This is a genomic window from Stenotrophomonas sp. STEN038 (assembly GCF_056759895.1).
Genome location: NZ_JBRRDW010000051.1, coordinates 1 through 14947, shown reverse-complemented (window position 1 = coordinate 14947; position 14947 = coordinate 1). Strand labels below are relative to the sequence as shown.

15 protein-coding genes are annotated in these 14947 nt (G+C 64.0%); 9 read left to right on the top strand and 6 right to left on the bottom strand.

The window, feature by feature from the left end; genetic code table 11:
- Positions 1-179: 179 nt before the first annotated feature.
- The 4 genes from ACVOLS_RS17400 to ACVOLS_RS17385 all read left to right on the top strand — a co-directional run bounded on the left by ACVOLS_RS17400 (position 180) and on the right by ACVOLS_RS17385 (position 4950).
- Positions 180-2372: a TonB-dependent siderophore receptor gene (locus ACVOLS_RS17400; RefSeq protein ID WP_481546664.1), complete on the top strand. Its 2193-nt coding sequence runs from the start codon at positions 180-182 to the stop codon at positions 2370-2372.
- Positions 2373-2645: 273 nt separating this feature from the next.
- The gene (locus ACVOLS_RS17395; protein ID WP_481546663.1) at positions 2646-2960 is read left to right on the top strand and encodes an iron uptake protein; all 315 of its coding nucleotides are present in this window, start codon (positions 2646-2648) and stop codon (positions 2958-2960) included.
- 12 nt (positions 2961-2972) lie between these two features.
- Positions 2973-4634 (top strand): PepSY-associated TM helix domain-containing protein, encoded by a 1662-nt coding sequence (locus ACVOLS_RS17390; protein ID WP_481546662.1) that lies wholly within the window; start codon positions 2973-2975, stop codon positions 4632-4634.
- Complete coding sequence (locus ACVOLS_RS17385) at positions 4627-4950, top strand: DUF3325 domain-containing protein (protein WP_481537653.1); 324 nt, start codon at positions 4627-4629, stop codon at positions 4948-4950. The genes ACVOLS_RS17390 and ACVOLS_RS17385 overlap by 8 nt, the downstream gene beginning before the upstream one ends.
- 48 nt (positions 4951-4998) lie before the next feature.
- Here ACVOLS_RS17385 and ACVOLS_RS17380 read toward each other — a convergent pair whose 3' ends face one another.
- Entirely contained in the window at positions 4999-5901 is a 903-nt protein-coding gene (locus ACVOLS_RS17380; RefSeq protein ID WP_481546661.1) for a LysR substrate-binding domain-containing protein, read from the bottom strand.
- A 98-nt stretch (positions 5902-5999) separates the two neighbouring features.
- Here ACVOLS_RS17380 and ACVOLS_RS17375 point away from each other — a divergent pair, with 98 nt between their 5' ends.
- Both ACVOLS_RS17375 and ACVOLS_RS17370 read left to right on the top strand, forming a co-directional pair.
- A complete protein-coding gene (locus tag ACVOLS_RS17375) occupies positions 6000-6209 on the top strand; it encodes a hypothetical protein (RefSeq protein ID WP_481546660.1) in 210 nt (69 codons plus the stop codon).
- Positions 6210-6280: 71 nt separating this feature from the next.
- A complete protein-coding gene (locus ACVOLS_RS17370) occupies positions 6281-6604 on the top strand; it encodes a hypothetical protein (RefSeq protein WP_481546659.1) in 324 nt (107 codons plus the stop codon).
- A gap of 268 nt (positions 6605-6872) precedes the next feature.
- Here the strand turns inward: ACVOLS_RS17370 and ACVOLS_RS17365 are convergent, their stop codons facing one another.
- Both ACVOLS_RS17365 and ACVOLS_RS17360 read right to left on the bottom strand, forming a co-directional pair.
- Entirely contained in the window at positions 6873-7577 is a 705-nt protein-coding gene (locus ACVOLS_RS17365; RefSeq protein WP_481546658.1) for a YceI family protein, read from the bottom strand.
- A gap of 89 nt (positions 7578-7666) precedes the next feature.
- A complete protein-coding gene (locus ACVOLS_RS17360) occupies positions 7667-8257 on the bottom strand; it encodes a malonic semialdehyde reductase (RefSeq protein WP_481546657.1) in 591 nt (196 codons plus the stop codon).
- A gap of 131 nt (positions 8258-8388) precedes the next feature.
- Here ACVOLS_RS17360 and ACVOLS_RS17355 point away from each other — a divergent pair, with 131 nt between their 5' ends.
- Both ACVOLS_RS17355 and ACVOLS_RS17350 read left to right on the top strand, forming a co-directional pair.
- Positions 8389-9360: a mitochondrial fission ELM1 family protein gene (locus tag ACVOLS_RS17355; RefSeq protein WP_481546656.1), complete on the top strand. Its 972-nt coding sequence runs from the start codon at positions 8389-8391 to the stop codon at positions 9358-9360.
- A 337-nt stretch (positions 9361-9697) separates the two neighbouring features.
- On the top strand, positions 9698-10183 hold the full coding sequence (locus ACVOLS_RS17350; RefSeq protein WP_057626773.1) for a YajQ family cyclic di-GMP-binding protein: 486 nt from the start codon (positions 9698-9700) through the stop codon (positions 10181-10183).
- Between the two features lie 21 nt (positions 10184-10204).
- On the opposite strand, the gene ACVOLS_RS17345 is transcribed toward ACVOLS_RS17350, so the two are convergent.
- The 3 genes from ACVOLS_RS17345 to ACVOLS_RS17335 all read right to left on the bottom strand — a co-directional run bounded on the left by ACVOLS_RS17345 (position 10205) and on the right by ACVOLS_RS17335 (position 13996).
- On the bottom strand, positions 10205-11302 hold the full coding sequence (locus ACVOLS_RS17345; protein ID WP_481546655.1) for a helix-turn-helix domain-containing protein: 1098 nt from the start codon (positions 11300-11302) through the stop codon (positions 10205-10207).
- 92 nt (positions 11303-11394) lie between these two features.
- Entirely contained in the window at positions 11395-12519 is a 1125-nt protein-coding gene (locus ACVOLS_RS17340; protein WP_481546654.1) for an NAD(P)-dependent alcohol dehydrogenase, read from the bottom strand.
- 13 nt (positions 12520-12532) lie between these two features.
- Entirely contained in the window at positions 12533-13996 is a 1464-nt protein-coding gene (locus ACVOLS_RS17335; RefSeq protein WP_481546653.1) for a benzaldehyde dehydrogenase, read from the bottom strand.
- Between the two features lie 222 nt (positions 13997-14218).
- Here ACVOLS_RS17335 and ACVOLS_RS17330 point away from each other — a divergent pair, with 222 nt between their 5' ends.
- Positions 14219-14782 carry a DUF1415 domain-containing protein gene (locus ACVOLS_RS17330; protein WP_481546652.1) on the top strand — a complete coding sequence of 188 codons (564 nt, stop codon included), beginning with the start codon at positions 14219-14221 and terminating at the stop codon, positions 14780-14782.
- Positions 14783-14947 lie beyond the last annotated feature (165 nt).

Genomic DNA, 14947 nt, shown 5'->3' with positions numbered 1-14947 from the left:
CCCCGCAGACGCAGCCTTTTGACGAAACCTGACTGCCCGAACAGTTGCAAACTGCGAATCATTCGCATTTAATTTCCCACTAACATCGCCGCCCGCTTGAGCGCAGTTACCACCCGCAACGGAAGCGGGACCGCCCCGCCCGTGGTCAATCCGTTATCTAAATTCGTTCAGGCTCGCTCATGCACCCCAGTCGCCCCCTCGCCCGCCCGGCTCATGCCGCTGGCTCATCGTTCCCGTTCCGCAACACTCGCAACCGTCTGCAGGTCGCCATCTGCCTGGCCCTGGCCAGCAGCTGTGGTGCCGCTCTGGCAGCGCCACAGAGCGCTCCTGCGGCCGCCTCTGGCACGGAAAATGACACCGCTACCCAGCTGGATACCGTGCGCGTGGTATCGCAACGCGCCAACCGGGTCAGCAACGGTGCCACCAACCTCGATCTGGACATCAAGGAAACACCGCAGTCGATCAGCCTGGTCAGCGGCGAGCAGATGCAGCAGTTCGGCATCGACAACATCAACGACGCGCTGCGCCTGGCCACCGGCATCCAGGTGGAGGAATGGGAGACCAACCGCACCAACTACGTGGCGCGCGGTTTCGACATCAAGAACACCCAGATCGACGGCGTTGGCCTGCCCAATGACTGGGGCATCGTCACCGGCGCGACGGATGCCTTCGGCTACGAAAAGCTCGAGGTGATCCGCGGCGCCAATGGCCTGCTCACCGGCGTGGGCAACGCCTCCGGCACCATCAACTACGTGCGCAAGCGCCCCACCAACGAGGCCAAGGGCCAGCTGGGCGTCAGCGTCGGCTCGTGGGGCAAGCGCCGCGTCGAGATCGACTATTCCACGCCCTTCACCGAGGACGGCCGTTGGGCCGGTCGGGTGGCGGCAGCGCATGAAGACGCCGACTCCTACCTGCGCGGCTTCAATACCGACCGCAACTTCTTCTACGGCGTGGTCGATGGCCAGATTGGCGACAACGGCACGCTGACCGTGGGCTATTCCTGGCAAAAAGCCAACAGCGACCAGAACATGTGGGGCGCGCTGACCTTCGTCAACGCCGATGGCACGCAGGCGTCATGGCGCCGCAGCGCCTCCACCACGCAGGACTGGACCTACTGGGATACCAAGACCGAAACCGCCTTCGCCGAATACACCCACCAGCTGGGTGCAGACTGGCAGGTGAAGGCCTCGTACAACTACCGCAAGAGTGGCAGCGATGACCAGCTGTTCTTCGCCTACACCACCACCGGACTGGATCCGGTGACCGCCGAAGGCCTGGTTGGCTGGTCGTACAAGGGCATCGACCAGGGCAGCTCGCACCTGGGCGATATCACCTTGAATGGTCGTTTCCAGTTGTTCGGCCGCGAGCAGGAAGCCGTGTTCGGCTTCAGCATCGCCAAGAGCGAAGAGACCACCTGGGACCACCCGGTAGATAGCAGCGATCCTTCGTTTGGCGCATTGCCTGCCTTCCCCTATGCAGGCAACGCCATTGCCGAGCCGCAATGGGGCCCGCGCACCAGATCCAACTGGACCAACCAGCGCCTGAAACGCGGCTATGGTGCGACCCGGCTGAGCTTCACCGATCGCCTGAAGTCGGTGATCGGTTTCAACTGGGCCGAGTACCACCGCGACGGCAACAACGGCGTTGCCTTCAACCAGACCGAAGACCATATCAGCCCCTATGCCGGCCTGACCTGGGACTTCAATGACAGCGTGCTTGGCTATGTCAGCTACTCCGACATCTACCAGCCGCAGGACCAGTACGACATCAAGCATGTCTACCTGGACCCGACCAAGGGTGTGAACTACGAAGTCGGCATCAAGGCCGAATGGCTGGACCGCCGCCTGCTGACCACGTTGGCGCTGTTCAAGGCCAAGCAGGAAAACCTGTCTACCTATGGCGGCTATGACTTCGCCACCGCCAACTACTGGTATTACGGCGTGGACGTGGAATCCAAGGGCGTCGAGTTCGAAGCCACCGGCAAGCTCAGCGACAACACCAGCCTGGTATTCGGCTACACCCAGCTGAAGATGAGCAACCAGGACGGCGGCAGCACCTACACCTGGGTGCCGCGCCGCACCGCCAACCTGATGTTGACTTCACGCCTACCGAGTTATGAAGCGCTGTCCTTTGGCCTGGGCGGCCGCTGGCAGAGCGACACCTCCACCAAGGAAAGCTACACCAACATGGTGGTGCGTCAGGGCAGCTATGCAGTGCTCAATGCCTTCGTCGCCTGGGACGTGCTGCCCAACGCAACGATACGCGCCAACGTCAACAACCTCACCGACAAGAAGTACATCAACAGCCTGTACCAGATTGGTTACTACGGTGCCCCGAGCAATTACCAGTTGAGCTTTGACTGGCGCTTCTGAGGACGGCGTATAGCGAAGCAGTCATGGCTTCTGGCTTCTGGCTTCTGGCTTCTGGCTTCTGGCTTCTGGCTTTTGGCTTTTGGCTTTTGGCTTTTGGCTTTTGCTCCATCCCCTCTCCCCTCGCGGGAGAGGGTGCCCCGAAGGGGCGAGAGAGGGGTAGCACTTCGCTACAACCTCACATAGACCCCGACCCTCTTCCCAACCCCTCTCCCGGAGGGAGAGGGGCTCAAGCAACGCTTCAACGAAACTGATACCCGAGACGTCACCGCCACCATGTCCCAAGCAACCACCATCACAGCTGCTTCCCGCTCACGACGCCAAATCGTGCTGCGCGTACTGGCCGCAATGCTCGGCGGCTACGTCTTCGCATGGGGCACGGTGGCGTTGGCAACCTGCCTGTTGTTCGCGGCCAAGCTGGACTTCCACGATGCCGAGTTCCTGGGTGCCTTCATCGGCCTGCTCACCTACGTGACGGTCTTCCTGTGGAGCATCGCGACCAAGCGCCTGCTACGCGTATGGGTAGTACTGCTTGGCGGCGGTCTGCTGATGGCGGGTGCCGCATCGCTCATCCAATCCCTGCTCGCATGACCGGAGAAGTCCATGTTCAATAGTTTCCGGCAAGCAATGGCGTGGCTGCACACCTGGTTCGGTTTGGTGCTGGGTTTCGTGCTGATGGCGGCGTTCTTCTTTGGCGCGCTGTCCGTCTTCGACCGTGAAATCGACCGCTGGGCGATTCCCGCCACGCGCATCGAAGCGCAGCCGATGCCGTCCTTCGAGAAGATCCTGCGGCCGGCGTTCGAGCGGATGCAGCCGACCAAGGAGGCCATCGATGCGATGCGCCCGCTGGTCAACGGGCCCATGCCCACGCACTTCGACAAGGTCGCCAGCTGGAGCGCGTACACCACCCACCGTGACCCGGTGCTGGCCCTGTATGCCGGCTACCAGGTGCCCAATGCCAAGGACCCGGAAGAACTGATCTGGGCCTACGCCACCATTGATCCGCGCGACGGCAGCGTGCTGCCGGACGACCATCTGAAGATCGGCAGTGGCTTCTTTTTTCCGCTGCACTACGGCCTGACCCTGGATTGGAAGAACCTGGGCATCTGGATCGTCGGCTTCTCCGCCCTGGTGATGCTGGCCGCGTTGATCAGCGGCGTGGTAATGCACCGGAAGATCTTCCGCGAATTCTTCACCTTTCGCCCCGACAAGGCCCGCCTGCGCAGTGTGCTGGACCTGCACAACCTCACCGGCGTGGTTGCCTTGCCGTTCCATTTCTTTTTCGCGCTGACCGGCCTGCTGATCTTCGCGGGCACCTATTATTTTCCGGTTGGCCACACCCAGCTGCACGATCTGCATGACCTGCACGAACGGGTGGAAGCGCAGGAAACCGGCCTGCCGCACCAGCGTGCGGGCGTCAGTGCCGGACTGGCATCGGTGGATGCGATGGTCGCGCAGGCGCAGCGCCGCTGGGAGGCCAATGACAAGGCCGGTGACGTCGGTTTCCTGGTGCTGCAGCATGTTGGCGATGCCAATGGCTACGTCAGCGTGTACCGCGCCGGCACCGATCGCATCGCACTGGTAGGCGATGGCATCCACTTCAAATCCTCCGACGGCAAGCTGATCCGCGAAGATCCAGCCGCCACCCCGGTGGCACGCATGGCCGAGTTCCTCACCGGCCTGCACCTGCAGCACTTCCGCCATTGGCTGCTGCGCTGGCTGTACGTGCTCGGCGGGCTTGCTGGTGCAGTGTGCATTGCCACCGGCTTCATCTTCTTCGTCGAGAAACGCAAGCGTCAGCACGCCCTGCAGGGCAGCCAGGGCGCGCGCATCGTGGATGCGCTGGCAGTGACCACGGTAACCGGCATGGTCCTGGCCACGCTCGGCATCCTGATCGCCAACCGCCTGCTGCCCGAAGCCCTGCCCGGCCGTGGCGACTGGGAGCGCTATGCGTTCTGGGCAGTGTGGGCGCTGGCGCTGGTACATGCCGGCATGCGCGGCGCGCCGGTGGCACGCGGCCTGACCAACCCGGCATGGCGCGAGCAGACCTGGGCCATCGCGGTGATGGCCGTCGCAGCCGTGGCATTGAACTGGATCACCACCGGTGACCACCTGCTGCGCACGCTATCGCGCGGCTACTGGCCGGTCGCAGGCATCGACCTGTTCCTGCTTGGCAGCGCGGTGATTGCCGTACTGACCGCACGCAAGCTGGGCCAGCGCGCGCATGCCAAACACGCCGCACACCGCGAGAACGCACATGCCTGAGCCCTTGTCCGCCAACCTGATGCTCGCTGCTGCGTTGTTGACCAGCCTTACCGGCATGGCCTGGCTGGCGCTGTCGATGCAGGTACATGCCGCACAGGTGTGGCAACGCCAGCCCTCGCCCGCGGTCCTGCGCCTGCTGCGCATCCTCGGCAGTTGCAGCATCGTGGCTGCGCTGGTGCTCTGCCTCGTCGTGGATCACGCCACGATGGCGGTGCTGGTATGGGTAATGGCCTTGAGCGGTGCTGCCCTGCTGGTGGCGTTTACGCTGTCCTCGCAGCCGCAGCGGCTGCGTGTTCTGGCGCCGTGGATCAAGTAAGCGTGTAAGCCGATCGCGGCAAGCCGCGATTGCATGCGCTGACACAGGTCACTGTTGCTGCTGTTCACCCATCAATACTCGATACTCGGCGGCTTCCGCATGCAGCCACTGCCGGAATGCCTGGAAGCCAGCATGGTCCTTCGATCGCTCGGGATAGACCAGCCAGTGCGACCAGGCCGTCTTCAACCGGTGAGCGGACAGCAACTGCAACTGGCCTGACTGCAGCAGAAGCTGCGCGCGCGTCACCCGCCCCAGCGCAACGCCAACGCCTTCCAAGGCCGCACGGTGGTGCGATTCGGAGTCATCGAAGATCGCAACGTAGCGCTTGGGCGCATTCGCGCCGGTCAAGGCGAACCAGCGGTCCCACTCGCCATCCGGGTCACCCAGCAACGGCCACTCCGCCAGCGGCTTCGCGCCAATGCCGCCCATGCGCTCCACCAGTGCCGCGCTGGCCATCGGCACCAGCCACTCATCGATCAAGGGCTCGGCGATCACGCCCGGCCAGCGACCATCACCAATGCGCATCGCCCCGTCGAACTGCAGCTGCCGTTCGAAATCGATCAGCAGCTGATTCGATTGCAGGTTGATCTCGATCTGCGGATGCGCCGCCACGAAACGGCCAAGGCGTGGCACCAGCCACGCCGATGCCATCGTCGGCACCGCACTGATCGACAACACGCAATCGCGGCGCGCCTGGAACGGGCGGAAGACCTCGTTGATCGCATCCATGTGCGGGCCGATCTGATCGAGCAGGCGTCGCCCTTCCTGCGTCGGCGCCACGCCACGCGCCTGCCGCAGCAACAGCGGATAGCCGAGCCGCTGCTCCAGCTGCCGCATCTGGTGGCTCAAGGCGCTGACGGTGACATTCATCGCCTCGGCAGCGCGCGACATGTTGCCCATGCGTGCGGCAAGCACGAAGCCCTGCAGGAACTGGAGTGGCGGTCTGGACATAAGACTTGAGTTCTACTCAATACTTGATTGAAGGATGCTCGCTTTTCCGGACTATAGCCCGGAACTAACCTCAAATCCTCTCAACAAGGAGTAGGGAAATGAGCGTGTATACCGACCTGCTGTTCATGCAAGGACATATCGTCAATGTCGAGCTGGCGAGGCAGCTGGCGGGGGAAGACGACTCCAACAGCCCGGCTCGAAAGGTGGCTGATACCAGCAAGCTGCGCTCGGGCGAACAAGGCCAGGCGGCATCCAATGAAACGGAACGCGCCACGCGCCACCTGACCGATACCTGTTCGAACCGGTGAACGGTTCGCAGCAAGTAGCGCACATGAGGCGCGGCCCATCAGCCTGCCCGCTACTTGCTATGGTTCAACAAATGAAAACCCACAACTGGCGCGGCCGAGCGGCCGCTTTGCTTACCACCGTCGTGATCCTGTGCATCGTCTCCAACCCGGAACTGGCCACCTTGGTGCCTGTGCTGGATGCGCTGGGGCTGGAAACGCTGCTCGCGCTTTTCTCCGCCCAGCTGATGGTGATCTTTTCGGACGTACTGCTGCCGTATGCGCGGCATTTCCATCAACGCTGGGGAAGCCGCGCGTTGAAGCCGGTTGGTGATGCGCTGCTGTGTGCAGCCGGCGGCTATCTGCGGCAGTTGGTGGGGCATGTACGACTTGCAGGGGTGCCAGCGCGCGTTGCTTGAGCGCCAGTTTGTAGGAGCGGCGTAAGCCGCGAAGCTGACGGTATTGAAGCCATCCGCATTTTTGCCAACTGATGATGTATCGGCTTCGCGGCTTACGCCGCTCCTACAAAGGCGAGGAAGCCATGTTGCGGCTTGCTTGACGCGCTTTCGCCCACCCTCACCCCATCCCCTCTCCCGGAGGGAGAGAGGCTTCAAGGCTTAACAACAAAGGCCCGCCAATGGCGGGCCTTTGTGTTTACTGCGTGCTGCGAAGAAACCGCGGGAGCGATTACTTGGCTGCAGCTTCCTCGGCCTTCGGGATCGAGGCTTCGGTGGTGATGCGGACCTTGACGTCGTCGCTGACGGCCGGGGCGTAGGCGCCCACGCCGAAATCGCTGCGCTTGATGGTGGTGGTGGCATCGAAGCCGACCGACGGCACCTTCGCCATCGGGTGCTCACCTGCACCATTGACGGTCACGTCCAACACCACCGGCTTGGTGATGCCCTTGACGGTCAGGTCGCCGGTCACGGTCAGCTTGTTGGTACCAGCGGCTTCCACCTTGGTGCTCTTGAAGGTGGCGGTCGGGAACTTGGCGGCGTCGAAGAAATCGGCGCTGCGGATGTGTTCGTCGAACTTGGCGGTGAAGGTGTTCAAGCCGCTCAGCGGCAGGGTCACTTCCACGCTGGACTTGCTCACGTCAGCGGCGTCATACACCAGGGTGCCGTCAGCGTTGCCGAAATGCGCGCTCGGGTTGGAGAAGCCCATGTGGCTCCACTGCACCAGCACGTCGGTGTGGGTCGGGTCGAGCTTGTAGGTGCCGGCGGCGATCTGGATCGCAGCAGCTTCCGGGGCAGCCGGGGCAGCAGCAGCGGCCGGCGCAGCAGCGGTTTCGGCCGGGGCGGCAGCCGGGGCAGCGGTGTCAGCCGGCTTGGAGCAGGCGGTGATGGCAGCGGCCAGGGCCAGCGGGAGCAGCAACTTGGTCATAGCGGACATGGATCTCTCCTTGGAGGTGATAGACGGATTATTTTCGACAAGCAAGGCGTCAGCCGGTGTGACGGAAGCCGTGTGGAACACTTCAACAATCAGGCAATGCGCGCGGCTTCGTCGAAGGAAAGCCGAGGCAGGCGCGGGAAGATGCCGGACGGGTCGCCATAGCCCAGATTGACGAGGAAATTGGACTTGATGGCGGTGCCGGCAAAAAACGCTTCATCCACCTTGGCCGGGTCGAAGCCCGACATCGGGCCTGCATCCAGGCCCAGCGCGCGCGCGGCCAGGATCAGATAGGCACCCTGCAGGCTGCCGTTGCGGAATGCAGCCTCATGGCGGCCTTCGCGCGGGCCGTCAAACCAGGCCTTGGCGTCGGTGTGGGGGAACAGGTACGGCAGCTTCTCGTGGAAATCCAGATCGAGACCAACGATCGCCGTGACCGGGGCGGCCAGAGTCTTGGCCAGGTTGCCCTCGGACAGCGCTGGCGCCAGCTTCTGCTTGGCTTCGGCCGATTTGACGAACACAAAGCGCGCCGGGCTGGCGTTGGCGGAGGTGGGCGCCCACTTCAGCAGGTCGTACAGGGCGCGCAGCTGGCTGTCCTCAACCGGGCGGTCCTGGAACGTGTTCTGGGTGCGGGCGGTGCGGAACAGCTGGTCAAGCGCGGCATCGTTGAAGATGTCGGACATGGAAACTCCGTGGTGAATTGGCTACGGTCGTGACATTGCACGGGTCGGCCCCGGACAATGACACGCCGATCAGAGGCCTCAGTGTAGAGCCCTCTGGCTGTTGCAACACCCAGCCTTATTGAAACGAATTAATGCCATACGCGAAACGATCGACGCTCCCATGGACGATCACCGACGGCCGCGCAGGCAACGTGCGCCAGGCGGTGGCACTGGCGTCCGCGCTGGCGCTGGGCGGCCAGCAGCGCCTGCAACTGCTGCCACGGGCGCCGTGGCGCTGGCTGTCGCCGCGCCTGCTGCCGGGCGGTGCGCGGGGCTTTGGGCCGCAGTTCGCGCAGCTGGCAGGCAACCCACCAGCGCTGGCGATTGGTTGCGGTCGGCAGGCGGCGGGCGCATTGCGGGTACTGGGCCAACGCGGCAGCCGCACCGTACAGATCCTTGACCCTCGTATTCCCCCGCGCCACTGGGACCTGCTGGTGGTGCCCGAGCACGACCGCCTGCGCGCGGACAACGTGCTGACCCTGTTGGGCAGCCTCAACCCGGTCAGCGATGACTGGCTGGCTTGGGGCCGGGCCGCGTTCTCCAGCTTCGAGCAGCTGCCGGGGCCGCGCACCGCTTTGCTGGTGGGCGGCCCTACCGACCACGCGCCGTGGCAGGACAGCGACATCCAGCCACTGTTCCAGCAGCTGGCCGCGCGCATCCGTGCCGAGGGCGGCAGCGTGCTGGCCACCACCTCGCGGCGCACGCCTCGGCCGGTGACTGCCGCACTACTGCGTGCCTTCGACGACGTGCCGGGGGTGATCTGGGCCGACGGTGGCGACGGCTCCAATCCCTATGCCGGCCTGCTGGGCTGGGCCGACCGCATTGTCTGCACGCCGGACTCGGTCAACCTGCTGTCGGAAGCCTGCGCCACCCGTGTGCCGGTCGGCGTGCTGCTGGGTCAACGCTCGCAGGAACGGATGGCGCGCTTCCAGCAGGCCTTGCGGGAGCGTGGGCGGTTGCTGGATGGGCTGGCGGCTTTTAATGCTGATTTGGGTCTGGCGGTCGAGCCATTGCGCGAGACCAGCCGGATTGCGACTGAGGTGAAGCTGCGCTTGGGGCTGTAAGAGGCCTGCCTGCCTGCCTGCCTGCCTGGCTGTTGCTGTTGCTGTTGCTGTTGCTGTGGCTGTTGCTGTGGCCTCTGCCCCTAGCTCGTCATTCCCGCGAAGGCGGGAATCGCTCTTGGCTCTGGCTCTGGCTTCGATTCCTCCGTACTAGAGAGGAACCAAAGCACAGCAAACGCAGGAGCAGGAGCGATTCCCGCCTTCGCGGGAATGACGAGCTGAAAGCAAGCCCAAGCCAAGCGCAACAGCAACGGCAACGGCAACGGCACCATCCCCCTCCACCATCCCCTACCCGCCAATCGCCTAGAATGGCCGCTGTTTTCTGATTGGAGCAGGCCCCATGCCTTCTTTTGACGTCGTATCCGAAGTTGACAAGCACGAGCTGACCAACGCCATCGACCAGGCCAACCGCGAGCTGTCCACCCGCTTCGATTTCAAGGGCGTGGCCGCGAGCTTCGAGCAGGATGGCGAGAAGCTGATCAAGCTCACCGCGCCTACCGATTTCCAGCTCAAGCAGATGGCCGACATCCTCAAGCAGCGTCTGGCCGCGCGCAGCATCGATTTCCGTTGCATGGAGTTCGGCGACATCGAGACCAACCTGGGTGGCGCGCGCCAGCAGGTGACGGTCAAGCAGGGCATCGAGCAGAAGCTGGCCAAGCAGATCGCCGCCAAGATCAAGGAATCCAAGATCAAGGTCGACACCCAGATCAACGGCGACAAGCTGCGCGTCAACGGCAAGAAGCGTGACGACCTGCAGGAAGTGATGGCACTGCTGAAGAAGGACGACTTCGAACAGCCGCTGCAGTTCGACAACTTCCGCGACTGATGTAAACCCGGTGCAGCAGGCTCAACCAGCCTGCTGCAACTTGCGGTACAGCGTTGTGCGCGAGATGCCCAGCTGACGTGCCGCTGCGCTGAGATTGCCTGCATGCGCCGCCACCGCTTCACGCACCGCCTGTGCGCCCTGGGTGCGCAGCGAACTCGTCGCTGCCACCGCAACCGCCTTGGTACTGGCCCGCGCGCGCACCGGCCCGCGCAGATACTGCACCTGCAAGGCGCTATCCGCGTGCAGCGGCACCCGATGCACCGGCCCGGCCTGCAGCAGGCGGCGGCGTTGGGGCATGCTGGCTTCGGCAAACACGCCATCCAGGCGCATCAACGGCAATACGCCGCTGCGCGGCAGGCCAAGAATGCGCCGCGCCACACTGTTGGCGGCACGCAGCTGGCCGTCCTCGCCCACCGCCAGAACACCTTGTAGCGGCGTGCCCAACCAGCGCGCATCGTGCTGCACGGCCAGCAGATGGCAATCGCGCTGCTGCTGGATCAGCTGGTTCTCGATCGACAGCGCGGCCTGACGGAAGTAACCACGCAGCAGTTCGCTGTCGCGCTCGCCGATGCCGGTGATATCCAGCGCGCCCAGCACGTCACCATCGGCGCCGTGCAGCGGTACGCTCAGGCAATACACTTTCGAGAACTCATCGAGATAATGCTCGTTGCCGCGTACCAGCGCCGGTGCGTCCTCGGCCAGTGCGCAGGACGGTGCGGTAGTGCCGATCTCGATCTCGCGCACACGCCGCCCGACCTGAATCGGCCGCAGTATCGCCTCATCGCCAAGACCGTGCTCGCGCTGGGCGATGATCAGGCCATCGCGATTGACGCAGAACAACGTCCAACGACGGCCACCGAATGCCGCCCAAAGATCGTCCATGTCCTGCCGCACGCAACGCGCCAGCAATCGATCCGCCGGATCGTCCAGACGCAGCTTGCGCTGCGTCAGCGATGAATACTGCGGTGCCTGCTGCGGGCGTACGCCCGCTTGCCGCGAGCGCTCCCAGGAGCGCAGCACGGCCGGTGCCAGTAGTTGCGCAGGCAGGCTGCCGCCTTCCGCGAAGCGCTGTCGCGCCGCTGCCAGGCGTTGCTGCTGTTGCACGAGCGTGGTGGCCATGGGCGTCCTCCAGACAACTGCGCCCAGCCTACACCCCGCTCGCTGACTGAATCGCCATCGCGGGCCAGCCCGGCCCGCGATGGTTTGTTCCATCAACCGATCTTGAGGATCGGCTTCAAGGTGATGCCCTTGGTGCTGTCCTCGGCCGCCTGGTTGATCTGCTCCAGCGGATAGAACTTGACCAGTTTGTCGAACGGGAAGCGGCCCTGCTGGTACAGCTGTACCAGCTGCGGAATGAACACCTTGGGCACGCTGTCGCCTTCAACGATGCCGCGGATGCTGCGCCCGCCCAGCAGCAGGTTGTTGACGTCGAACGCGGCCTTGGTGCCCAGCTTGGGCGCGCCTACCACACCGATCACGCCCAGACCGGCCAATGCCTCGATGCCCTGCTCCAATACCTCCGGGCGACCAGTGGATTCCAGCGCGAAATCGACACCGCCGCCAGTGATGGCACGCACCGCCTCGATCACATCCACCTCGCGGCTGTTGATCGTATGGGTGGCACCCAGCTCCTTGGCCAGCTCCAGCCGCGATGGCACCACGTCGATGGCGATGATGGTGGTCGCACCGGCCACACGTGCAGCCATCACCGCGCTCAAGCCAACCGCGCCCGCGCCATAGGACGCAAAGCTGCTGCCCGCGCCTACCTTGAGCGAGTTGATCACCGCGCCGGCGCCGGTCTGGATACCGCAGCCCAGCGGGCCGAGCAGTTCCAACGGCGCGTCGACGGGCACTTTGATCGCGTTGTTCTCGCGGCTCAGCGCATAGGTCGCAAACGAGGATTGGGCGAAGAAGTGGTCGTGCAACGGCTGACCGTGCGGGTCCTGGATGGCGGTGCTGCCGTCCAGCTCACCGCCGCCGAAGTTCAGGCCGAAGAAGTCCTTGCAGTAGGCACCGTGCCCGCCGCTGCAGGGATTGCAGTGGCCGCAGGCACCGTAGGTGAGCACGACATGGTCGCCCACCTTCAGGTCTTTGACGCCCGGACCCAGCGCTTCGATCACGCCCGCACCTTCATGGCCAAGCACCGCCGGCAGCGGCACCGGGTAATACTGGTCGCGCACGATCAGGTCGGTGTGGCACAGGCCGGTAGCAATCACCCGCACCAGTACTTCGTCATCCTTGGGCCCACGGATGCGGGCGTTCTCGATGGTGAACGGCTTTTCTTTCTCGCGCACCACCGCCACGGTGATGTCGCGCAGTTCTGCAGATGCACTCATGGGTTTCTCCTGTTCAGAGCGGATAGGCGGGAGCTTCGCCCTTGATGGTCAGCCATTGCCATTGGGTGAATTCTTCGATGTTGGCCGGGCCACCGATGCTGCTGCCATTGCCAGAGGCGCCAACACCACCAAACGGGTTTATGACCTCGTCATTCACGGTCTGGTCGTTGATATGCAGGATGCCGGTGTGCAGTTGCTCACCCAGCTTCAAGGCACGGCCGACATTGCTGGAGACGATGGCCATCGACAGACCGTATTCGGTGTCGTTGGCCAGCACTGCGGCTTCCTCATCGCTGTCGAACGGCACCACCACCGCCACCGGTGCGAAGATCTCCGCGCGGAAGGCGGGATTGGTCTTGTCCACGCCACTGAGCACAGTCGGCTCGAAGAACAGATCCTGATAGGTGCCGCCGGTTTCAAGCGTTGCGCCGGCTGCTGCAGCTTCGGCCACCACACGTGCGGCATGGTCGCGCTGCTGCGCGTTGATCAGCGGACCCAGTGCGACATCGCCAAGCGCCGGATCACCGACGGTGAGTGATTGCGCCTTGGCGATGAGCTTCTCCAGGAACTGCGCATAGATACCGCGTTGAACCAGCACGCGACCGGTGGCCATGCAGATCTGGCCCTGATGCAGATAGACGCCCCAGGCGGTATTGGCGATGGCCAGGTCAATATCGGCATCGTCGAGCACGATCAGCGCGTTCTTGCCGCCGAGTTCCAGCGACACTTTCTTCAGATGCCGACCGGCCGCTTCACCAACCTTGCGACCAGCAGCAGTGGAGCCGGTGAACTGGATCATGGCGATATTGGGGTCGCTGGTCAGCGCCGCACCTGCGGCACCATCACCGGGCAGCACGTGCAACACACCAGCCGGCAGCCCGGCCAGTTCAAACAGGCGTGCAATCACGAAGCCACCGCAGATCGCCGTGCGCGGATCGGGTTTGAGCACCACCGCATTGCCCAGCGCCAGCGCCGGCGCCACCGCGCGCATGGCGAGGTACAGGGGGAAGTTGAAGGGGGAGATCACTCCCACTACACCCAGCGGGCGGCGTCTTGCCAGATTCAACCGGCCCGATGCCGACGGCAGTATCTCGCCAACGCTGCGCGAAGGCAGCGCTGCAGCCTCGTGCAGGGCCTTGGTGCTTACCTTGTTCTCGAAGCCAGCCTTGAGCTTGGTCGAGCCGGACTCGCGCACCAGCCAGTCGATGATCTCGGCGGCGTGCTCATCGGCCAGCTGCGCGGCGCGACGCAGCACCTGCGCGCGGGTTTCATAAGGCGCGTTGGCCCAGTCGCGCTGTGCCATGGCGGCGGCAGCGGCCGAGCGCGCGATCTGCGCCGGGTCGGCCATCGCAATGCTGCCCAGCACCTTGCCGGTTGCCGGCTCGATCACGTCCTGCTGGCTGCTGCCGGCCAGCCATTGACCATCAAACTGCTTGCCCGCCCATAGCGCGGGGGGAAGAAATGCCTGTTCTGCCATTGCCTGTACTCCTAGCGTGGTCTGTGCCGACATTGAATACCTGCGCCCGGCCACTGCCTATTAGCCTTCGGCAAGATCCTTGCAACCCGCTGAAACCACGGGGTTTTCCACAATGCCCGATGTCCAGTTTGTGGACAGTGAATGCCAGCCCGATGACAGCACGACGGCAGCCGGCAGCGATGACCACTACAATCGCCTGCCCTGCCAGCCCGAGCGCCAGCCATGAACGAAGAAGCCGCCATCGATCCCATCGCCGTCACTCGCAACTGGCTGGAAAAAGCGGTGATCGGATTGAACCTGTGCCCGTTCGCCAAGGCGGTCTACGTCAAACAGCAGGTACGCTTCGTGCTCAGCGATGCGACCACGCCGGAGGCACTGCTGGAGCAGCTGGCCGAAGAGCTGCTGCTGTTGCGTGACACTCCGGTTGAGCAGGTCGACACCACCCTGATCATCCACCCGGAAGTCCTCGGAGATTTCCTGGACTACAACGATTTTCTGGAGAACGCCGATGCGGCGGTGGAAGCATTGGATCTGCAGGGCATCCTGCAGGTGGCGAGTTTTCACCCGCAGTACCAGTTCGCCGGTGCTGCGCCGGATGATGTGAGCAACTACACCAACCGTTCGCCGTTCCCGACCCTGCACCTGCTGCGCGAAGACAGTGTTGAGCGTGCGGTGGCTGCGTTCCCGGACCCGGACGTGATCGTCGAGCGCAACATCGCCACGCTGGACCAGCTGGGCGTGGAAGGCTGGCACCGTGTGCTGGCGGGCGGTGAAGGCAACGCCTGATTGATGACAGGTAGTGCCGAGCCATGCTCGGCAGGGGCATTACCGGCAATGTCCAAGGTAGTGCCGAGCCATGCTCGGCAGGGGCGTTACCGGCAATGTCCAAGGTAGTGCCGAGCCGTGCTCGGCAGGGGCGTTACCGGCAAGGCCTCATGCCGAGCATGGCTC

Bases quoted from the DNA above. Each gene is read 5' to 3' on its own strand.
- ACVOLS_RS17335 (WP_481546653.1), bottom strand. From the start codon at position 13,996: ATGGCAGAACAGGCATTTCTTCCCCCCGCGCTATGGGCGGGCAAGCAG.
- ACVOLS_RS17340 (WP_481546654.1), bottom strand. From the start codon at position 12,519: ATGAGTGCATCTGCAGAACTGCGCGACATCACCGTGGCGGTGGTGCGC.
- ACVOLS_RS17370 (WP_481546659.1), top strand. From the start codon at position 6,281: ATGAAAACCCACAACTGGCGCGGCCGAGCGGCCGCTTTGCTTACCACC.
- ACVOLS_RS17355 (WP_481546656.1), top strand. From the start codon at position 8,389: ATGCCATACGCGAAACGATCGACGCTCCCATGGACGATCACCGACGGC.
- ACVOLS_RS17350 (WP_057626773.1), top strand. From the start codon at position 9,698: ATGCCTTCTTTTGACGTCGTATCCGAAGTTGACAAGCACGAGCTGACC.
- ACVOLS_RS17390 (WP_481546662.1), top strand. From the start codon at position 2,973: ATGTTCAATAGTTTCCGGCAAGCAATGGCGTGGCTGCACACCTGGTTC.
- ACVOLS_RS17400 (WP_481546664.1), top strand. From the start codon at position 180: ATGCACCCCAGTCGCCCCCTCGCCCGCCCGGCTCATGCCGCTGGCTCA.
- ACVOLS_RS17360 (WP_481546657.1), bottom strand. From the start codon at position 8,257: ATGTCCGACATCTTCAACGATGCCGCGCTTGACCAGCTGTTCCGCACC.
- ACVOLS_RS17375 (WP_481546660.1), top strand. From the start codon at position 6,000: ATGAGCGTGTATACCGACCTGCTGTTCATGCAAGGACATATCGTCAAT.
- ACVOLS_RS17345 (WP_481546655.1), bottom strand. From the start codon at position 11,302: ATGGCCACCACGCTCGTGCAACAGCAGCAACGCCTGGCAGCGGCGCGA.
- ACVOLS_RS17385 (WP_481537653.1), top strand. From the start codon at position 4,627: ATGCCTGAGCCCTTGTCCGCCAACCTGATGCTCGCTGCTGCGTTGTTG.
- ACVOLS_RS17380 (WP_481546661.1), bottom strand. From the start codon at position 5,901: ATGTCCAGACCGCCACTCCAGTTCCTGCAGGGCTTCGTGCTTGCCGCA.
- ACVOLS_RS17330 (WP_481546652.1), top strand. From the start codon at position 14,219: ATGAACGAAGAAGCCGCCATCGATCCCATCGCCGTCACTCGCAACTGG.
- ACVOLS_RS17395 (WP_481546663.1), top strand. From the start codon at position 2,646: ATGTCCCAAGCAACCACCATCACAGCTGCTTCCCGCTCACGACGCCAA.
- ACVOLS_RS17365 (WP_481546658.1), bottom strand. From the start codon at position 7,577: ATGTCCGCTATGACCAAGTTGCTGCTCCCGCTGGCCCTGGCCGCTGCC.